Origin of the sequence: Rhizobium rosettiformans (assembly GCF_016806065.1) — a bacterium.
Classification (GTDB): Bacteria; Pseudomonadota; Alphaproteobacteria; order Rhizobiales; family Rhizobiaceae; genus Allorhizobium.
Genome location: NZ_CP032405.1, coordinates 3118233 through 3137828 on the forward strand (window position 1 = coordinate 3118233; position 19596 = coordinate 3137828).

Consider the following 19596-nt stretch of genomic DNA (forward strand, 5'->3'; position numbering starts at 1 on the left):
CTGGATCGGAACTGAGAATGGCCAATAACGACGAACTGGTTTTCCTGCCGCTGGGCGGCGTGGGAGAAATCGGCATGAACCTCGCATTGTACGGCTATGGTCCGCCGTCCAATCGCCAGTGGATCATGGTCGACTGCGGCGTGACTTTCGCCGGTCCGGACCTGCCGGGCGTGGATCTCGTGCTGCCCGATATCAGCTTCATCAAGAAGCAGAAGAAGAACCTCAAGGGCATCATCATCACCCATGCCCATGAAGATCATTACGGTGCGCTGAACGACCTCTGGCCGGGTCTCAACGTCCCTGTCTATGCCTCGCGCTTCACCGCCGGCATGCTGGAAGCCAAGCGCGACTATGAAGGCTCGCGCGCCGAGATTCCGATCACGCCGTTCAAGCAGGGCGACCGCATCAATGTCGGCCCCTTTGAGATCGAGGCGATTGGCGTCAACCACTCGATCCCTGAGCCGATGTCGCTCGTCATCCGCACGCCGCTCGGCAATCTCATCCATACGGGTGACTGGAAGATTGACCACAATCCGTCACTCGGCCCTCTGACCGATGAAGAGCGCTTCCGTGCCGTTGGCGACGAGGGCGTGCTTGCGATGTTCTGCGATTCGACCAATGCCATGCGCGATGGTGTCTCGCCTTCCGAAGAGGAAGTCTCCGCAGGCTTGCAGAAGATCATCGAAGCGGCGGAAGGCCGTGTCGCGATCACCACCTTCTCCTCCAATGTCGGGCGTATCCGTTCGATTGCCCAGGCAGCGGAAGCGGCCGGCCGTGAAGTCCTGCTGCTTGGCAGTTCGCTGAAGCGCGTCACGAACGTTGCTCAGGACATCGGGATCATGGAGGGCATCAAGCCCTTCCTCGCCGAGGACGAATTCGGCTTCATACCACGTGACAAGGTCGTCATCATCCTGACTGGCAGTCAGGGCGAAGCGCGTGCAGCGCTCGCCAAGCTTTCGCGCGACGAGATGCGCAATGTGGCGTTGACGAAGGGCGACACGGTCGTCTTCTCCTCGCGTGCCATCCCGGGCAATGAGAAGGCGATCCTCGAGATCAAGAACGGCCTCATCGAGCAGGGCGTCCACATCATAACCGACAACGACGCGCTGGTCCACGTTTCGGGCCATCCGCGCCGCAATGAACTCCTGAAGATGTACGAGTGGGTTCGTCCGCAGATCCTCGTGCCGGTGCATGGTGAGGCCGCCCATCTGGTCGCCCAGAAGGAATTGGCGCTTCAGGCCGGCATCCCGAACGTTCCGCGTGTCCGCAATGGCGACATGCTGCGCGTCGCACCGGGCCCAGCCGAAGTCATCGCTCAGGCTCCCTTCGGCCGCGTCTACAAGGACGGCAAGCTCGTCGGCGACATCGAAGAAATGGGCATCGCCGATCGCAAGAAGCTCTCCTATGTCGGCCATGTTGCCGTCAGTGTGCTGCTCGACAGCCGTTTCGATTTCCTCGGCGACCCCGATGTCGTCGCCTTCGGCCTGCCCGAAGTCGACCACGAGGGCGAGCTGATGGAGGACACGCTTTACGACGCCGTTCTCGGCGCCGTCGAAAGCATTCCGCGCAGCCGTCGCAAGGATCTCGACACCGTTCGCGAGTCCATCCGCCGCGCGGTGCGCTCGACTGCCAACGAAGTCTGGGGCAAGAAGCCGATCGTCACGGTGTTCCTGACCAAAGTCTGAGGGACGAGGCGGGCAGGGATGACCTAATCTTTGCCCGCAACGACTGGAGGAAGACATGCTCGGCCGCGTCAATCACATCGCCATCGCCGTTCCGGATCTCACCGCCGCGACCGCGAGTTATCGTGATACGCTTGGCGCCAAGGTGTCCCAGGCACAGGCGCTTCCTGAGCATGGTGTTACTGTCGTCTTTGTCGAACTCGAGAACACCAAGGTCGAACTCCTCGAACCGCTTGGCGAGAATTCGCCGATTGCCGCCTTCCTTGAGAAGGCTCCCTCGGGCGGCATGCACCACATCTGCTACGATGTCGCCGATATCCTTGCCGCCCGCGACCAGCTCTCAGCGTCTGGAGCTCGTGTACTCGGCAGTGGCGAGCCGAAGATCGGCGCCCATGGCAAGCCGGTCCTGTTTCTGCATCCGAAGGACTTCTTCGGCACCCTGATCGAACTCGAACAGGTCTGAGGCCCATTCACCAACCGATGAAGTCTTGTTGATCGCGGCTCGTTCGGGCCTGCGACGCTTTTGTCTTTGTGCCTGGGAGCTTCCGCGATTATAGGGGGAGAAAGAGCGGCGCAGGCGCAACGTTTGGCGCCATCTCATGTCTGGAGCGAAACATCATGGCGATCCTGTCGGGACTGGCGGTCTATTTTGTGATCTGGTGGCTGGTGCTGTTTGCCGTCTTGCCGATCGGCCTTCGCACCCAGGACGAGGATCAGAACGTGGTCCCGGGTACGGTCGCCAGTGCTCCCACCCGCTTCCGTGCGGCGCGCATCTTCCTGACAACTTCCATCGTCTCTGCACTGATTTATGGAGCCTGGTATGTCGCCGGCACTTATTTCGGCATCAGCTTCAACGATCTGCCGGTCATCATGCCGGGCGTAGAGCCGCAAGGCTGATCGGCGCCTCTCAGCACACCCATTCCGTCGACTAGGCAAAAAAAAACAAGGTCAAAAGACCTTGTTCGAAGCTTCGCGTGATCCTTCACCAATTAAGGGGCTGCGACAAGCGCGCCTAGATCTGATCCTCCCAAGACTTGACCGCGAGTGTGGCAAAGATTTGAACTCCCTGCCTCTTTTATGGGCTGAACCTAGCCCAATCATTGGTCCTTGTCACCCCTGAATCTTGCAGATTTGTTACACTCATCCAAAAAAATTTCATTCACGCCGCTTTGTCGCATAAGGGTCATGCAATGACCTGATTTGCAGGTTTTGACGGGACATTGTCTTGCCGGTTGCGCATCCGAATGGGCGCTTGGCATGCCGGCTGTGGGCGAGGCGAGCGAACGGCGCTTGCGGGTTTTCTTCTCCAGTCCAACCGGCTATGAACGCTTCCTGACATCCCGTTTCAATCGCTGATTCCGCCAATACGGCGGCATCGACAACCATCTGGAATTCGTTATGCGTCTGTCGCGCTACTTCATGCCGATCCTGAAGGAAAACCCCAAGGAAGCCGAGATCGTCTCCCACCGCTTGATGCTGCGGACGGGCATGATCCGCCAGCAGAGCCAGGGCATCTATTCCTGGCTACCGCTCGGCAAGCGCGTGCTCGACAAAGTGAACGCCATCATCCGCGAAGAGCAGAATCGCGCGGGCGCCATCGAGCTCTCCATGCCGACCTTGCAGTCGGCCGAGCTCTGGCAGGAAAGCGGTCGCTACGAGGATTACGGCAAGGAAATGCTGCGCATCCGCGACCGGCAGGACCGTCCGATGCTCTATGGTCCGACCAATGAGGAGATGATCACCGACATCTTCCGCTCGTCGGTCAAGTCCTACAAGAGCCTGCCGCTCAACCTCTACCACATCCAGCTGAAGTTCCGTGACGAGATCCGTCCGCGCTTCGGCACCATGCGCTCGCGCGAATTCCTGATGAAGGATGCCTATTCTTTCGACCTGACCCAGGCCGACGCGATCCATTCCTACAACAAGATGTTCGTCGCTTACCTGCGCACCTTCGATCGCCTTGGCCTGCGCGCCATTCCGATGCGTGCCGACACCGGCCCGATCGGGGGCAATCACAGCCACGAATTCATCATTCTCGCCGACACCGGCGAATCTGAAGTCTATTGCCATAAGAGCTTCGTCGATTTCGACATTCCGGCTGCTGATACCGATTTCGACAGCGTTGATGGCCTGCAGTCCGTTTTCGACAAATGGACCTCGGTTTACGCTGCGACGTCGGAAATGCATGACGAAGCGGCTTTCGGCACGATCCCGGAAGGCGACCGCCTCTCCGCGCGCGGTATCGAGGTCGGCCACATCTTCTATTTCGGCACCAAATATTCCGAGCCGATGGGCGCCAAGGTGCAAGGGCCGGACGGCAAGGAGCATCTTGTCCACATGGGTTCCTACGGTATCGGCCCGACGCGCCTTGTTCCGGCCATCATCGAAGCCTCGCATGACGAGAACGGAATCATCTGGCCGGCTTCGGTCGCGCCCTTCGATGCCGTTGTCATCAACATGAAGCCGGGTGACGAGGCCTGCGACACGACCTGCGATCGCCTCTATGTCGCGCTGCAGAATGCCGGCAAGGACGTGCTCTACGATGATACCGACGATCGTGCCGGCACGAAGTTCGCCACCGCCGATCTGATCGGCGTGCCGGTCCAGGTCATCGCGGGCCCGCGTGCCGTCGCTGCCGGTGAAGTCGAGCTCAAGGACCGCAAGACCGGTGCGCGTGAGACGCTGACGATCGAAGCGGCGATCAACAAGCTGACGGCCTAAGGCAAAAGCCTTACGCCGAACCAAGGTCGGGTCTTGAGACTTGATCCCGAGGCAAGGAGAAACCATGGCGACGACGGCCGTTGGCAAAGAGACGGTGGACACGGACAAGGCCGCATCTGCGCGCGCCTTTTCCTGCTTTGAACGCATGGTGGCCTGGCGCTATCTGCGTGCCCGGCGCAAGGAAGCCTTCATTTCCGTCATTGCCGGCTTCTCCTTCATCGGCATCATGCTCGGCGTAGCGACGCTGATCATCGTCATGGCCGTGATGAACGGCTTCCGCACCGAACTCGTCTCGCGCATTCTCGGCATCAATGGCCACATGGTGGTCCAGGCCGTTGACCAGCCGCTGAGTGACTATGCAGGCTTGGCCGAGCGTTTCGCCGCCGTTCCGGGCGTCACCATGGCACTGCCGCTGGTGGAGGGGCAGACGCTCGCTTCGGGTCGTGAGGGTGCCGGCACAGGCGCCCTGGTGCGCGGCATTCGCCCCGATGATCTGACGAAGCTGTCGGTCGTTTCATCCAATATCCGCTCCGGCGACCTGGTTGGTTTTGCAACCGGCGAGGGCGTTCTCATTGGCTCGCGCATGGCGGCCCAGCTGGGGCTTTCGGCGGGAGACACGATCACTCTGGTCTCTCCCGAAGGCGATGTGACGCCGCTTGGCGTCAATCCGCGGGTGAAGTCCTATCCGGTCTCGGCCATCTTCGAAATCGGCATGTCGGAATATGACGCCTCGATCATCTACATGCCGCTCGAAGAATCGCAGATCTATTTCAATGTCGAAGGCATTGTTCAGTCGATCGAGCTCTTCATCTCCAATCCGGATGCCGTGGACGAGCTGCGTCCGTTGATAGAGGAAGCCGCTGGCCGCCAGATTTTCCTGACCGACTGGCGCCAGCGCAACCAGACCTTCTTCTCGGCGCTCCAGGTCGAGCGCAACGTCATGTTCATGATCCTGACGCTGATCGTGCTTGTCGCGGCGCTGAACATCATTTCCGGTCTGATCATGCTGGTGAAGGACAAGGCAAGCGACATTGCCATCCTGCGCACCATGGGCGCGACATCGGGCGCGATCATGCGCATCTTCTTCATGACGGGTGCTGCGATCGGCACGGCAGGAACTCTGGCAGGTGTCGTGCTCGGCGTGATCGTCTGCCTGAACATCGAAAGCATCCGCCAGTTCTTCTCCTGGGTCTCCGGAACGATGATCTTCGATCCCGAACTCTATTTCCTGAGCCAGCTTCCCGCGGACATGAACGCCAGTGAGACCGTATCGGTTATCATCATGGCGCTCAGCCTGTCCTTTATGGCCACCATCTTCCCGGCCTGGCGGGCCTCGCGCCTGGATCCCGTCCAGGCTCTGCGTTACGAATGAGGATGCCGAAATCAATGGCAAAAGACGTGGTTCTCTCGCTTGCCGGCATCGATCGCCACTATGGCCAGGGCGAAACCGTACTCTCGATCCTGAAAGGTGCGGACTTCACCTTGCGCACCGGCGAGACCGTGGCGCTGGTCGCCCCTTCGGGTACGGGCAAGTCGACGCTTCTGCATGTTGCCGGGCTTCTGGAGCATCCCGACGGCGGCGAAGTGACCGTTGGCGGCGTTGCCTGCCAGGAACTGGGCGACGAGCAGCGAACGGCCATTCGCCGCAAGTCGATCGGCTTCGTCTACCAGTTCCATCATCTGCTGCCGGAATTCTCCGCGCTGGAAAACGTGATGATGCCGCAGCTGATCGCCGGACTCACCAAGCCAGAGGCGGCCGAACGCGCCAAGCAACTTCTGGATTACATGCGTGTCGGTCATCGCGCCGATCACCGCCCGGCCGAACTCTCCGGCGGCGAACAGCAGCGCGTGGCGATTGCCCGCGCAGTCGCCAACGCCCCTCTGGTGCTGCTTGCCGACGAACCGACCGGCAACCTCGATCCCGAAACGGCAAGCTATGTCTTCTCGGCGCTCGAAGCGCTGGTCCGTCAGTCCGGTCTCTCGGCCATGATCGCGACCCACAATCACGACATTGCCCGCCGGATGGACCGCTGCGTTACCTTGGTCGACGGCAAGGTCGTCGAACTCGTCGTCTGATCTCAGCCCGCTTTCTTCTCCTTTTTCCTGATGTCCCTGCGCCTCTGTGGAATTTGTTCCACCGAGGCTGCGGTTTTTTTGGGTTGACATTGGAACAAGAGAAGAACAAAATAAAAACATAAAGGGACAAGGAGACAGAAATGACCGAAATTCTTCGTGACGTTGCTGCATTTGCCTCGATGGCGGTTTTCGTATCCAGCATGGCTTTGCTGATGATGGCGCTCTGACATTTTGGGGCGGCAAAGCTGGTGACCAAGGCCTTGCCGCCCGACTTACTTCTGGACTTCGTGAGCCTGAAAGCCGAAAATCCCGACCGATTCAGAAATCAAGGAATGAAGCGGTATGGGCGAGGACAGCGTCGACAGAAAGGCGTCCGGTGGAGTGGGTGACGGTCCGGGTTTCGTGCATCTGCGCGTGCATTCCGCTTATTCGCTGCTCGAGGGCGCGCTGCCGCTGAAGAAGATCCTCGGCAAGGCTGTCGCCGACGACCAGCCGGCGATCGCGATCACCGACACCAACAATCTCTTCGTCGCGCTCGAGTTTTCGCAAAAGGCGCTCGGTGATGGCATCCAACCGATCATCGGCTGCCAGTTGTCGATCGACATGGAGGATTCGACCGGCGAGAAGCGTGGCGGCAACGGTCATATGCCCGATCTGCCGGCCGTCGTCGTTCTGGCATCGGATGCCGAAGGCTATGAGCGCCTCGTCGATCTCGTCAGCCGCGCCTATCTCGGCGGCGACGCGGGTCAGCCGACCCATGTAAAGCTCTCCTGGCTCGAAGAGAGCGGCACCGAAGGCCTGATCCTGTTGACGGGCGCCGGTGGCGGGCCAATCGATCGTATGCTCAAAGATGGTCACAAGGCCCAGGCCGAGAGCCGTCTGCTTGCCTTGAAGCGTCTGTTCGGCGACCGCCTCTATGTCGAATTGCAGCGGCATGGTGAGTATGATCGTACGCATGAGCGGCGCATGGTCCAGCTCGCCTATGAGCATGACCTGCCGCTGGTCGCGACCAACGAGGCCTTTTTCCCGGCCCGCGACGACTACGATGCCCATGATGCGCTGATGGCTGTGGCCCACAATGCCATCGTATCGAACGACGACCGCTTCCGCCTGACCCCGGACCACTATCTGAAGAGCCGGGCGGACATGATGAAGCTCTTCGCCGACCTGCCGGAGGCGCTTCAGAATTCCGTCGAGATCGCCCGCCGCTGCTCTTTCGTGCTCGATACCCGAAAGCCCATCCTGCCGCGCTTCACCGGTGGCAGCGATGATCCGGAGGAAGCCGAACGGGAAGAAGCACTCGAACTGCGCCGCCAGGCGGTCGAGGGTCTTGACCAGCGTCTGGCAGCCCTCGGCATGGCGCCGGGCTATGAGGAAAAGGAATACCGCGACCGGCTGGAGTTCGAGCTTTCGGTCATCGAACGCATGAAGTTTCCAGGCTACTTCCTGATCGTTTCGGACTTCATCAAATGGGCAAAGCAGCATGACATCCCGGTCGGCCCGGGCCGTGGTTCGGGTGCGGGCTCGCTCGTTGCCTATGCGCTGACCATCACCGACGTCGATCCCTTGCGCTTCTCGCTGCTCTTCGAACGCTTCCTCAATCCGGAACGCGTCTCGATGCCCGACTTCGACATCGACTTTTGCCAGGAGCGCCGCGAAGAAGTCATTCGCTACGTGCAGCGCAAATATGGTCGCGAGCAGGTGGGCCAGATCATCACCTTCGGATCGCTGCAGGCGCGTGCAGCGCTCCGCGACGTCGGCCGCGTGCTCGAAATGCCCTATGGCCAGGTCGACAAGATCTGCAAGCTGGTCCCGAACAATCCGGCCAATCCGACGCCGCTCTCCAAGGCGATCGAGGAGGAGCCCAAGCTCCAGGAGGCCGCTGAAGAAGAGCCTGTCGTTGCGCGCCTGCTGGAGATCGCCCAGAAAATCGAAGGCCTTTACCGCCACGCCTCGACGCATGCCGCCGGTATCGTCATCGGTGACCGCCCGCTGTCGAAGCTGGTGCCGATGTATCGCGATCCACGCTCCGACATGCCGGTCACCCAATTCAACATGAAATGGGTCGAACAGGCCGGCCTCGTGAAGTTCGACTTCCTCGGCCTGAAGACGCTGACGGTGCTGAAGACGGCCGTCGACTTCGTCGAGGAGCAGCGCGGTATCAAGGTCGACCTCGCCGCCATCCCGCTGGATGACACCTTGACCTACGAGATGCTCTCGCGCGGTGAAACGGTCGGCGTGTTCCAGGTGGAAAGTGCCGGCATGCGCAAGGCCCTGATCGGCATGCGCCCCGACTGCATCGAGGACATCATCGCGCTCGTGGCCCTCTATCGCCCGGGCCCGATGGAAAACATCCCCGTCTACAATGCCCGCAAGCATGGCGAGGAGGAGATCGCCTCGATCCATCCGAAGATCGACTACCTGCTGAAGGAAACCCAGGGCGTTATCGTTTACCAGGAACAGGTCATGCAGATCGCGCAGGTCCTGTCGGGTTATTCGCTCGGCGAAGCAGACCTTCTGCGCCGCGCCATGGGTAAGAAGATCAAGGCGGAAATGGACCAGCAGTCGGTCCGTTTCGTCGATGGCGCAATGAAGAACGGTGTCTCGAAGCCGCAGGCCAACAACATCTTCGAGCTGCTGGCCAAATTCGCCAACTACGGCTTCAATAAGTCGCACGCTGCAGCCTACGCCATCGTCTCCTATCAGACGGCCTATATGAAGGCGCATTATCCGGTCGAGTTCCTCGCCGCATCGATGACGCTCGATATGTCGAACACCGAAAAGCTGGTCGACTTTCGTCAGGATGCCGGCCGCCTCGGCATCGAAGTCGTGCCGCCTTCTGTCCAGACCTCCTACCGTCACTTCCAGACCGGGCCGAACCGCATCTACTATGCGCTCGCCGCCCTCAAGGGTGTCGGCGAAGGCGCCGTCGATCACATCGTCGAGGTGCGCGGCGACAAGCCCTTCGACAGCATGGAGGATTTCTGCCTCAGGATCGACCCGAAGCAGATCAATCGCCGTGTTTTCGAAAGCCTGATTGCCGCCGGCGCCTTCGACTGCTTCGGTCGCGACCGTGCGGAACTCGTCGGCAGCATCGATCGCATCATGGGTTATGCCCAGCGCGCCCAGGAAAATGCCGTCAGCGGCCAGTCCGACATGTTCGGCTCCGGCGGTGCAAGCGGCCCTGAGCGGATCGCTTTTGCCCCATATACGCCCTGGCTTTCCTCCGAAAAGCTGATGCGTGAATTCCAGGTGCTCGGCTTCTACCTGTCTGCCCACCCGCTCGACGCTTACCGAGACTTGCTCGACAAGCTGCGCGTCCAGAATTTCGCGGATTTCTCGGTGGCCGTAAAGCAGGGCGCCTCCGCCGGCCGCCTCGCCGGCACCGTCATCTCGCGCCAGGAGCGCAAGACCCGCACCGGCAACAAGATGGGCATCATTACCTTCTCGGATGCCTCTGGCCAGTATGAAGCGGTTCTCTTCTCTGAAGGCCTCAACCAGTATCGCGACCTTCTGGAAGCGGGGAAATCGCTGGTGCTGACAGTTCAGGCGGAAGAGCGGCCCGAGGGCATCGGATTGCGCATCCAGACGGCGCAGTCGCTGGAAGAACAGTCGATCCGCATGCAGAAGGCGATGCGCGTCTTCGTCCGGGATTCCGGTCCCTTGCGCGCTGTCGCCGCACATCTGAACGCAAGGGGCGACGGGCTCGTCTCCTTCATCGTGATCAAGGACGAAGGCCAGCGCGAAATCGAGGTGGAACTGACCGAACGCTTCCGAATCTCCCCCGAGATCGCCGCCGCCATGCGCTCGACCCCCGGCGTCCTCGACGTCGAACTGGTTTAATTGTCAGGCCCGCGGCTTGGCCCGGGTCACTGTGATGAAATCCGTCCCGTCGCCGGTCTCCGGGCCGATGCCGGTATCCGAGATTGTGATCGAGGATCCCTCGCTCAGCATGGTTTCGATGCGGGCGCGCACGTCGTCCGGGATGACGATGCGCGAAAGCGCTGCCTCGGCCGAGAAGATCGACTTGTCGTCCGCCGGGGTGACGATGCCAAGACGCTTCTGCGTCGATGCAGGAAGATGGTCATCCAGCGTCACGCCACGCCATTCGGCCTTGCGCTTGTAGCGATCGACCGCAGTCGCTTCGATGAAATGGGTGCCAAGCGCCTTCTCTGGCTCCCGGATATTGACGGGGGCTGAAACGAGTGGCGTGAATTTCTGCCGGATCATCAACTGGCCCATCGGCGGGTGGTCTTCTCCGGCTTCCATATAGAGGGCGTTCAGAAAAACCTCGGACAGGATCTGCGGGTCCTTCTCGATACCCTTCTTTTCCTTGAACGCCTTGATCGCCGAAATCGTCCGCGTGCCGAGCAAGCCATCGGAAACGCCGGCATCGAAGCCGAGCGTGCCGAGAAGCCGCTGGACGTCGGACACGACGTCGCGCTGGGTGCGACGTGTAATCAGGATGCGCAGCGGAGGCGGTTCCGCGACGGTCACTTTTGTCTCGGCGCCACTACGCGGTGGAACCGCATTCATTGCCACTTCAACGGGCGCCAGCCCCGCCTCGACGCGAGCGGGCCTGAGCTCCACATCCGAGAGCAGCCCACCATCGTCAACCGGCAGGCGCGGCGTGAACAGATTGGCGTGGGTGATGGATTGCGGCGCGATGGGATCGTCGGTGATGATCACATGCGCGCCACGCTCGGTCATGGAAAAGAGCGTCTTGGCAAAGCCGTTCGGCAGGCGCACGCAGCCATGTGAAGCCGGATAGCCAGGCAGCTTGCCTTCGTGCAGGGCAATGCCCGACCAGGTCAGACGTTGCATGAAGGGCATGGGCGCGTTCGAATAAAGGTTGGACTCGTGATACTTGCGCTTCTCCAGGATCGAGAAGATCCCCGATGGCGTGGTATGTCCGGGCTTGCCGGTCGAGACTTTTGTCGTCGCCACCACCTCGTCCCCGTCATAAACGGTCAGCGTCTGTTCCGCCTTCGAGATATAGATCTGCAGGGGCCCATCGGCAGCAAGCGCCGTGCTGGAGAGCAATGACAGGCTGATGGCGAGGGCGAAACGCTGAAACATGATCGACCATTCGAAACGCGATACACAAGCGTCCGCAGTCTAAGCGACGATGTTTAAGAAAAGTTTCGCGAAAAGACCTCGATGTGCCACTCACGCGGCTGTGATCGTCTGTCCACAGATGCCGCGAGCAGTGCCTTCGTCATGGGGCATGCGACGGGCGTGGTCTCAGTTGCGGCGAGGCGACCACCAGCAGCAGGGCAGCAAGCGGCAGGGAAAAGGCATGGCCTATGTGCTTGAAGCCGAGCGCACCGACGAGCCCGCCGACGAAGAACATGCCGACGATGGGCAGCAGGATGCCGAGCTTGCGGCTGTCCGTTGCAAGCGGTGGATGATCGAGGAGCCGGGCGATCCGGCCATAGGCGAGCTTGCCGAATTCGATGCCGACATCGGTAATCATGCCGGTCAAATGGGTGGTGCGGATGCGGGCGCCGGAGATCTTGGTGATCGTCGCGTTCTGGAGGCCCATCACGAAGCAGAGGAGAAGGGCGGTCACCGCTGCGGCTGAAGCCGCCGGCACGAGGGCACCGATCCCGGCAAAGGCAATCAGCAGGCCGGATTCGAGCGCCAGCGGATAGGCATACTGCTGTCGGCGCGCATGGCGCCGGGCCCAGTTGATCAGGACTGCCGAGCACGCAGCGCCGAGCGTAAAGCTGATGAGAAGTGCGATGCCAGCGCCGACCAGCCCGAAAAGCCCGAGTGCCAGATTGTCGGCAATCGCGGAGACGATGCCGGTCATGTGCGATGTATAGTGACCGATGGCAAGGAAGCCGCCGGCATTCATCGCGCCCGCGACAAAAGCCAGGATGGTGCCGAGCAGCAGGTCGTTAGGCCGCGTGCGGCGATGGGCGGCGGCAAACCGCAAAAGCCGCATGTGTCCGCCCTGGCGCCCTGGGAGCCGGCTGTGATCCGTGATGATGGAGGGTGCCTGCGTCACGGAATCGCCTATCGCTTGGACGAGAAAGTGTAACCCGTCTGAACCGTACCCTTGCCGAATTTGTCACGCAATTTGTCCATCGCGGCCTCTGCCGCTGCCCGCCGTGCAGCCTGGACATCGACAAGGTCAGGCGGATCGGCAAGCGCCGGATCCTGCAGATCGCTGACACCGATCCCGATCAGGCGGAAGCGCGTTCCATCCGCTTCCTTCTCCAGGAGCGACATGCCGGTGCGAAAGATCCGGTCGGCCAACTGGGTGGGGTCGTCGAGCCGTCGGTTGCGCGTCCTGAGTTTGAAGTCGGCCGTCTTCAGTTTCAGGACGACAGTCTGCCCGGCGATCTCGTGTCGCTTCAGCCGCCAGGCGACCTTTTCGGACAGGGCCCGCAGATGCACTACGAGATCGTCGAGCCGGTGAATGTCGTCGAAGAAGGTCGTTTCGGCCGAGACGCTTTTGGCCGGGTCATTCGGGTGTACCGTCCGCTCGTCAATTCCACGGGACAGGCGCGCGAGGCGTTGCCCCATCGAGCCATAGCGGCGCATGAGATCGCTCTCGTCCATCACCTGCAATTGCCCGATGGTCCGGATACCGTCGGCCTGTAGCGTCGTGGCAAAGGCCTTGCCGACACCCCAGATCATCGTCACCGGCTTGTCGGCGAGGAAGGTCAGCGCCTCGGCCTCGCCGATCACTGAGAAACCGCGTGGCTTCTGAAGGTCGGAGGCGACCTTGGCGAGGAACTTGCAGTAGGAGAGCCCGACGGAGACGGTAATGCCGATCTCCTGCTCGATGCGTCGGGCAAGCCTCGCCAGCACCCGGGCGGGCGGATCGTGATGCAGCAGTTCGGTGCCGCGCAGATCGAGAAAGGCCTCGTCGATCGAAATCGGCTGCACGAGCGGTGTCAGCTCCTCCATCATCGCCCGGATTTCGCGGCCGACACGGGAATACTTCTCCATGTCGGGCTTGATGACCACCGCCTGGGGACAGGCCTCGAGCGCCTTGAACATCGGCATGGCCGAGCGCACGCCGTGAATGCGCGCCACGTAGCAGGCGGTCGAGACGACCCCGCGCTTGCCGCCGCCAATGATCACCGGCTTGTCGATCAGTTCCGGATTTTCGCGCTTCTCCACCGAGGCGTAGAAAGCATCACAATCGATGTGAGCGATCGACAGGTCGTAAAGCTCGGAATGATAGACGAGCCTCGGGCTGCCGCAGGAACGACAACGTCGCGCACCCTCGGCCTGCCCGGTCAGGCAGTCACGACAAAAGCCGGAATGATCAGGAGCAGCGCGCGTCATGGCCAGAACAAAGGTTGAACAAGGCGACCATAGGCCGCCCTTTGAACGCAGGCAAGTGCGGCGATGCCGGGAAGGGGGCTCGCCGCCAGATTAGCCAGCGAAATGCGATCGGATCAGCTCGGACGCCTCCGGCCAGGTGCTGACACGCCGGACGGTTTGGGGTGGCTCGGGCGCGAAGCGGAAGATTTCGAGCGGTGGCGGAAGATAGATCAAAAGGCAGTCCGGCACGTGCTGGCCGACCGAGTGCAGATTGTGCACCATGTCGTCGACGAAGACGACGGGCAGGGGCCGTTCCCCTTGCAACGCCGCCACCATCGGCCCCTTGGCCTCTTCCGTTGCAATCATGGGGAAGATCAGTGTCAGCTGGTCGAGCAGGCGTCGCCGCACTTCGGCGTGGCGAGGCGGCATGGCAGTGAGGAAGACGAGATCCGCATCCTGGCCGAGCGCATGAAGGCTGTCGACCGCATCGGCAAACGGCGTCTGCCAGCGCTCCTGCTCGACGAAGAAATCATCGATCAGCGCCTTGACGGCTGGCGCTTCGATCACGCTTTCGTCGGCGCCGGTGACGATGTTTCCGGTCAGCTTGAAGGAGCGCGGCAAAAGCCTGTGGCCGCGGCTCTGCAGGAACGCCTCGAACGGAGCGGCGAACTGCAGGACGACATCATCGACATCGCAGACGATTAACGGCCTATCCGTCAGGCGGATGTGGTCGAGATCCGTCAGCATCAGAAATCGGCCGAATCGAAGCTCGGACCGGCGTAGCGGTGATAGGCCTCGACCACCGTCTCAGGCTTGGTGTCCGTCGCGGTGCAGAATTCCATCAGCGTTGGCTCGTGCTGCATCAGAAACTCCAGCATGCCGGCGAGAAAGGCCGGGTCGCCGACGGCCTGGCGCAACTGTGTCGGCTGCACGCCAGACAGCGCGAGGAAACGCGACAGCATCTCCGGTTCGTTTGCCAGCCAGCCGAGCACGGCAACTGCAGTGGCTTCGGCATCGGCAGGTATATCTCTGTTTTTCATAAAGTCTTTTCCTCTTGCCCTGGCAAATTACCGATTTCGAAACCAAATAGCACTAGCATGCTCGAAGACGGAAGACGCAACTCGCGCTGGGTCCGGTGTTCCGGACTGGGTGAATGCGCGAGACAAAGGACCGGGTGAATGCCGAAAAAAGTGATGATTGTCGAAGACAACGAGCTCAACATGAAGCTCTTCCGCGATCTGATCGAGGCATCCGGCTATGAGACAGTGCAGACCCGCAACGGCATGGAAGCCATGGATCTCGCCCGGCGCCACCGCCCGGATCTGATCCTGATGGACATCCAGTTGCCGGAGGTCTCAGGTCTTGAAGTGACCAAGTGGCTGAAGGACGATCCCGAGCTCCACGTCATCCCGGTGATAGCCGTCACGGCATTCGCCATGAAGGGCGATGAGGAACGGATCCGGCAGGGTGGCTGTGAAGCCTATGTCTCCAAACCCATCTCGGTCCCCAAGTTTATCGAGACGATCAAGACCTATCTCGGAGATGCGTGAGGACTGACAGCCATGACTGCCCGTATTCTGGTCGTCGATGATATACCTGCCAACGTCAAGCTGCTCGAAGCGCGGCTGATGGCGGAGTATTTCGACGTGCTGACGGCAAGCAATGGCCGCGACGCGCTCGATATCTGCGATCGCACCCAGGTCGACGTCATCCTCCTCGACATCATGATGCCGGAAATGGACGGCTTCGAAGTCTGCGAAAGGCTGAAGTCTAACCCGCGTACGGCGCATATCCCGGTGGTCATGGTTACCGCCCTCGACCAGCCCTCCGATCGCGTCCGGGGTCTGCAGGCCGGCGCTGATGATTTCCTGACGAAGCCGGTCAACGACCTGCAGCTCATCTCGCGGGTGAAGAGCCTCGTGCGCTTGAAGACGCTGACGGACGAGTTACGCATCCGTCATGACACGACCCGCGAGGCCGGCATCGGTGATGTCTTCAGGCTTCAGGAGGGGCGCCTCGAAGAGCAGGCGCAGGTTCTGCTCGTCGACAGCCGCGGTGCCTCCCAGGAACGCATCATCAAGGCGCTGAAGCCGATTGCCGAAGTCAGCGCCATGTCTGACCCGCAGGCGGCGGTGTTCGAGGCGGCTGAGAACGCTTTCGATCTGGTCATCGTCAACAGCAATCTCGAAGACTACGACCCCTTGCGTCTCTGCTCGCAGATCCGGTCGCTGGAACGCACCCGCTTCATCCCGATCCTGCTGATCACCGAGCAGGGGGATGAGCAGATGATCATCCGGGCGCTCGATCTCGGCGTGAACGACTACATCGTGCGCCCGCTCGATCCGAACGAGATGATTGCCCGCACGCTGACCCAGGTCCGTCGCAAGCGCTTCAACGACCGGCTGCGCAACAGTGTGCGCCAGACGATCGAGCTTGCCGTCACCGATGGGCTCACGGGCCTCCACAATCGCCGCTATCTCGACACGCATCTGCGCACCTTGTTTGCCCGCGCCAAGGTGCGTGGCCGGCCGCTGACGCTGTGCATCACAGACATCGACCGCTTCAAGCAGGTCAATGATGTCTATGGCCATGATGCCGGCGACGAAGTGCTGAAGGAGTTTGCCGGCCGTATACGCTCGACTGTACGCGGGGCCGATCTAGCCTGCCGTTTTGGCGGCGAGGAATTCGTCGTCGTGATGCCCGACACACCGGCGGAAGTCGCCGCAACCGTTGCCGAGAGGCTCCGTGGCATGATCGAAGCCCGTCCCTTCCAGCTTCGTTCCGGCGAGAGCCCGCTGATGCTGACGGCATCCATGGGCATCGCCACGATCGGTCCTGGGGTTGAAACGCCCGAGCAGCTTCTGAAGCAGGCCGACCGGGCCCTCTATGAAGCGAAGAACTCCGGTCGCAACCGCGTTGTGGCCGCCGCCGCGTGACCGAGAGGGCCAGCGGGTGGCGTTAAAAGCTTAAGTTCTGCAGGCTGTCAGAAAGATTTTCACAGGTTTTTTCAATTGCCGCCATCTGGGGCATGCCGGGTAAATCTTGCTGACTTTTTGAGCAGTTACAAAACGACTTATTTTCCGCGAGGCGAATAGTGTTGATGCTGATCCGGTCGAGCAGACCTGCGCTGAGCGCGAATGTGCTTACTCGGGTTTGTATTTAATTGAATATTAGAGTGTTCTGGTGCCGTCTGATCTCGTGCAGCCAAGTCAGTCCTCGTCGTGTGGTCAAACTAAGCTTGAGAAGATCTGGAATGCATCTTCGGTAACCTCAAGTTTCAATGTGTGTAGAACTGACTATCGCGTGAGAATCGTAAGTTCAACCGAACCTAATTTAACCATAAAGCAGCGAGGCCCGGGTAAGCAGTTAATAAACTGTTGATTTTTGTCTCTACTTGAGAGAACTTGCAGCCATCGGACAAGACCCCTTCGGAGGTCATCAATACCCCATGATGCTCAGGTCCGCCGCATCTCCTGGGTCGTGGGGTCGGTCGGTTGGTATGCAACGTCAAAAACGGTTCCTCGTGCCGTGTTGTGTGCCGGCCGACCCCCTAATCAGACACCGGTTTCCGCAAGGAAGCCGGTGTTTTTCGTTTGGTGTCAGTGTCCGGGCAGGCGAGGATCGCTGCAAAAGAAAAAGGCGCGTCGCAGGAAGCGACACGCCTTTTTTGAAAAGCCCTCGATCAAGTCTTACTTGATCTTGGTTTCCTTGAACTCGACATGCTTCTTAGCAACCGGGTCGTACTTGGTCTTCGTCATCTTTTCCGTCATCGTGCGGCTGTTCTTCGTGGTCACGTAGAAGAAACCCGTGTCAGCTGTCGACAGAAGCTTGATCTTGATGGTTGTAGCCTTGGCCATGGTCGTCCTGCCTCTAATAAACGAAGCCGTGGACGACCGAACGAGGCCCACGGCAAATCTGGCGCGAAACTACAAATCGCGCCCGAAAAGTCAAGTGCGTTTCGGCTTAAAAAGCAGGCGTCCCAGGGAAAGCACCACATAGAGCGCAAAGAAGCCCGCAATTGCCCAGGCAAATCCGTCATTGCCGGTGATATCGATGGCCGCTCCGATGGCCTGAGGACCCGCGACCGTGCCGACTGCATAGCAGAAAATAAAAGCGGCATTGGCCGCCGCTAGGTCGGCGCCGGTGAGTCGCGAGCCGAGATGGCTGAGGCCGACAGTGTAGAGGCCGGCGACACATCCCCCCCAGAACAGCAGAACGATGGCCATCAGGTGCCAGTGGCCGGACAGCCAGGGCAATGTCAGGGATCCGGCAAGCCCGACAATAGCGAGAATCGATAAAAGCAGGCGCCGGTCACGCATTCGGTCGGAGATCAGTCCTAGCGGGATCTGGAAGATCATGTTGCCCACACCCATGACGGTGAGGAGAAGCGCTGCCTGTGTCTCGGTAAAGCCGCTGCGGGTGGCATAGATCGGGAAGAGGGAAAGGCCGCCGGCCTCAACCGCCCCGAAGACGAAAACGGCAACCGTCGCTGTCGGCACCAGGAAAATGTAGCGGAAGAAATGCATCTCCGGCTTTTCGCTGAGCACCGGGCTTTCGTTGCGGGCGATGTAGATCGGGATGGCGGCCGCGAGGATCGCGATTGCGCCGACCGCAAAGGGCAGGAGCCCGTCGCTTCCAAGGACGGAGAAGAGCAGGGGACCACAGGCAAACCCGACAGCGAGCATCGTCGCATAGATGCCCATCACGAGGCCGCGTTTGCGCGAAGGGGCTGCCGCATTGATCCAAAACTCGGAGAGGATGAAGAGAGTCGTGGTTGCGCCGTGAAACACGATGCGCAAGGGAAACCACATCCAGAACTGTTCGGCATAGTAGAAGCCGATCGCGCTGATCGCTGACAGCACCACGGCCCAGAGCATGGTCGGCACGACGCCGAGCTTGTGGGCGAGTTTGGTGGTCACGGGAGCAGCCGCCATGGCAGCAATGCCCGCCATAGCCGAATTGAGCCCGATCAGCGTCGAGGAGATGCCGCGCTTTTCGAGAATGATGCTGAGCAGCGGCAGGCCTAGGCCGATCGCAATGCCCACGGCCGAGATCGCCGAAATCGCCGCGAAGAGCGAGGGCCAGTGGATGTCCTCGCGGTCGCCGTTCAGGCCGCCATTGGTCTCAGACATCGGACACCCGGTCGTTCATGTCGCGTTCCTGCCTGAGGCATGACCGCAGGCGCGCAGGTGTCGAAATCTGTGATGGCATCGGCGCGTACCAGCTCCCGGGCATAGTCGATCGGCGCGGCATGTTCAGACTGGAAACCCCGCGCCTGTCAAGCGCTTCTGATATCCCCGGTCCGAATCAAGACTGCGCCTCTGGGCGACGTTTAACGACAAACCGCCACAGTCACGTGACGGGTCTGTGACTTAATCGCGGCTGTCGCCGAAGGCGTCCGGCTGCTCGTCATGCCCGCCGAATCCGTGCATGCGCAGCGCCCATTGCAGGCCCACCACGCCGCCCTTGATCGGCTGCAGGCACAGGAGGGACATGACGACGCCGATCGGTGCCCAGATGGCAAAATGCACCCAGGCCGGCAACACGAAGACCAGATCGGTAGCCATGAAGCCGCCGACGAGAATGTGGCCGAGGATGAGGATGACGAGATAGGCCGGCAGGTCGTCGGCCCGATGGTGGTGATAGTCCTCGCCGCAGGCCGCGCAATTGTCCACCACCTTGAGATAGCTGCGGAAGAGCTTGCCCGAGCCGCAGGACGGACATTGATTGAGCATGCCACGCTTGATCGAGCGACCAAGCGGGCGATCGGCCTTCTCGCCGTCACCATATTGGATCGTTGCCTGGGTCTGATTGCCGCTCATCTGCTGCCTCC

At 60.7% G+C, this 19596-nt stretch carries 17 protein-coding genes; 9 read left to right on the forward strand and 8 right to left on the reverse strand.

Features of this window, described 5'->3' with window-relative positions; all coding sequences use genetic code 11:
- The first annotated feature begins 17 nt into the window (after positions 1 to 17).
- From D4A92_RS15230 to dnaE, 7 genes are all read left to right on the forward strand, one after another.
- Complete coding sequence (locus D4A92_RS15230) at positions 18 to 1685, forward strand: ribonuclease J (RefSeq protein ID WP_203014991.1); 1668 nt, start codon at positions 18 to 20, stop codon at positions 1683 to 1685.
- Positions 1686 to 1740: 55 nt separating this feature from the next.
- On the forward strand, positions 1741 to 2145 hold the full coding sequence (gene mce, locus D4A92_RS15235; protein WP_203015008.1) for a methylmalonyl-CoA epimerase: 405 nt from the start codon (positions 1741 to 1743) through the stop codon (positions 2143 to 2145).
- 155 nt (positions 2146 to 2300) lie between these two features.
- Positions 2301 to 2579 carry a DUF1467 family protein gene (locus D4A92_RS15240; protein ID WP_054150634.1) on the forward strand — a complete coding sequence of 93 codons (279 nt, stop codon included), beginning with the start codon at positions 2301 to 2303 and terminating at the stop codon, positions 2577 to 2579.
- Between the two features lie 501 nt (positions 2580 to 3080).
- On the forward strand, positions 3081 to 4403 hold the full coding sequence (gene proS / locus D4A92_RS15245; protein WP_006727588.1) for a proline--tRNA ligase: 1323 nt from the start codon (positions 3081 to 3083) through the stop codon (positions 4401 to 4403).
- Between the two features lie 64 nt (positions 4404 to 4467).
- On the forward strand, positions 4468 to 5775 hold the full coding sequence (locus D4A92_RS15250) for a lipoprotein-releasing ABC transporter permease subunit (RefSeq protein WP_203015029.1): 1308 nt from the start codon (positions 4468 to 4470) through the stop codon (positions 5773 to 5775).
- Positions 5776 to 5789: 14 nt separating this feature from the next.
- Positions 5790 to 6479, forward strand: coding sequence for an ABC transporter ATP-binding protein (locus tag D4A92_RS15255; protein ID WP_006727590.1), 690 nt, complete (start codon positions 5790 to 5792; stop codon positions 6477 to 6479).
- Between the two features lie 342 nt (positions 6480 to 6821).
- On the forward strand, positions 6822 to 10322 hold the full coding sequence (dnaE, locus tag D4A92_RS15260) for a DNA polymerase III subunit alpha (protein WP_203015032.1): 3501 nt from the start codon (positions 6822 to 6824) through the stop codon (positions 10320 to 10322).
- Between the two features lie 3 nt (positions 10323 to 10325).
- Here dnaE and D4A92_RS15265 read toward each other — a convergent pair whose 3' ends face one another.
- From D4A92_RS15265 to D4A92_RS15285, 5 genes are all read right to left on the reverse strand, one after another.
- A complete protein-coding gene (locus tag D4A92_RS15265) occupies positions 10326 to 11558 on the reverse strand; it encodes a L,D-transpeptidase family protein (RefSeq protein WP_203015041.1) in 1233 nt (410 codons plus the stop codon).
- 139 nt (positions 11559 to 11697) lie between these two features.
- Positions 11698 to 12492 carry a YoaK family protein gene (locus tag D4A92_RS15270; protein WP_203015042.1) on the reverse strand — a complete coding sequence of 265 codons (795 nt, stop codon included), beginning with the start codon at positions 12490 to 12492 and terminating at the stop codon, positions 11698 to 11700.
- 8 nt (positions 12493 to 12500) lie between these two features.
- The gene (locus tag D4A92_RS15275; protein WP_203015043.1) at positions 12501 to 13784 is read right to left on the reverse strand and encodes a DNA polymerase IV; all 1284 of its coding nucleotides are present in this window, start codon (positions 13782 to 13784) and stop codon (positions 12501 to 12503) included.
- A gap of 90 nt (positions 13785 to 13874) precedes the next feature.
- Positions 13875 to 14510: a hypothetical protein gene (locus tag D4A92_RS15280; protein WP_203015052.1), complete on the reverse strand. Its 636-nt coding sequence runs from the start codon at positions 14508 to 14510 to the stop codon at positions 13875 to 13877.
- The gene (locus D4A92_RS15285; RefSeq protein WP_054150643.1) at positions 14510 to 14803 is read right to left on the reverse strand and encodes a DUF3572 domain-containing protein; all 294 of its coding nucleotides are present in this window, start codon (positions 14801 to 14803) and stop codon (positions 14510 to 14512) included. Before D4A92_RS15285 ends, D4A92_RS15280 begins: the two co-directional genes overlap by 1 nt.
- A 138-nt stretch (positions 14804 to 14941) precedes the next feature.
- Between D4A92_RS15285 and D4A92_RS15290 the strand changes: the two genes are divergently transcribed.
- Together D4A92_RS15290 and D4A92_RS15295 are read left to right on the forward strand one after the other, a co-directional pair.
- Entirely contained in the window at positions 14942 to 15313 is a 372-nt protein-coding gene (locus D4A92_RS15290; protein WP_054150644.1) for a response regulator, read from the forward strand.
- Between the two features lie 12 nt (positions 15314 to 15325).
- On the forward strand, positions 15326 to 16699 hold the full coding sequence (locus D4A92_RS15295; protein WP_203015068.1) for a PleD family two-component system response regulator: 1374 nt from the start codon (positions 15326 to 15328) through the stop codon (positions 16697 to 16699).
- A 753-nt stretch (positions 16700 to 17452) separates the two neighbouring features.
- Here D4A92_RS15295 and rpmG read toward each other — a convergent pair.
- The 3 genes from rpmG to D4A92_RS15310 all read right to left on the reverse strand — a co-directional run bounded on the left by rpmG (position 17453) and on the right by D4A92_RS15310 (position 19585).
- Positions 17453 to 17620, reverse strand: a complete 168-nt coding sequence (gene rpmG, locus D4A92_RS15300) for a 50S ribosomal protein L33 (RefSeq protein ID WP_006727600.1) — start codon at positions 17618 to 17620, stop codon at positions 17453 to 17455.
- 90 nt (positions 17621 to 17710) lie between these two features.
- Positions 17711 to 18895: an MFS transporter gene (locus D4A92_RS15305; RefSeq protein ID WP_203015071.1), complete on the reverse strand. Its 1185-nt coding sequence runs from the start codon at positions 18893 to 18895 to the stop codon at positions 17711 to 17713.
- A gap of 240 nt (positions 18896 to 19135) precedes the next feature.
- Entirely contained in the window at positions 19136 to 19585 is a 450-nt protein-coding gene (locus tag D4A92_RS15310; protein WP_203015083.1) for a DUF983 domain-containing protein, read from the reverse strand.
- Positions 19586 to 19596 lie beyond the last annotated feature (11 nt).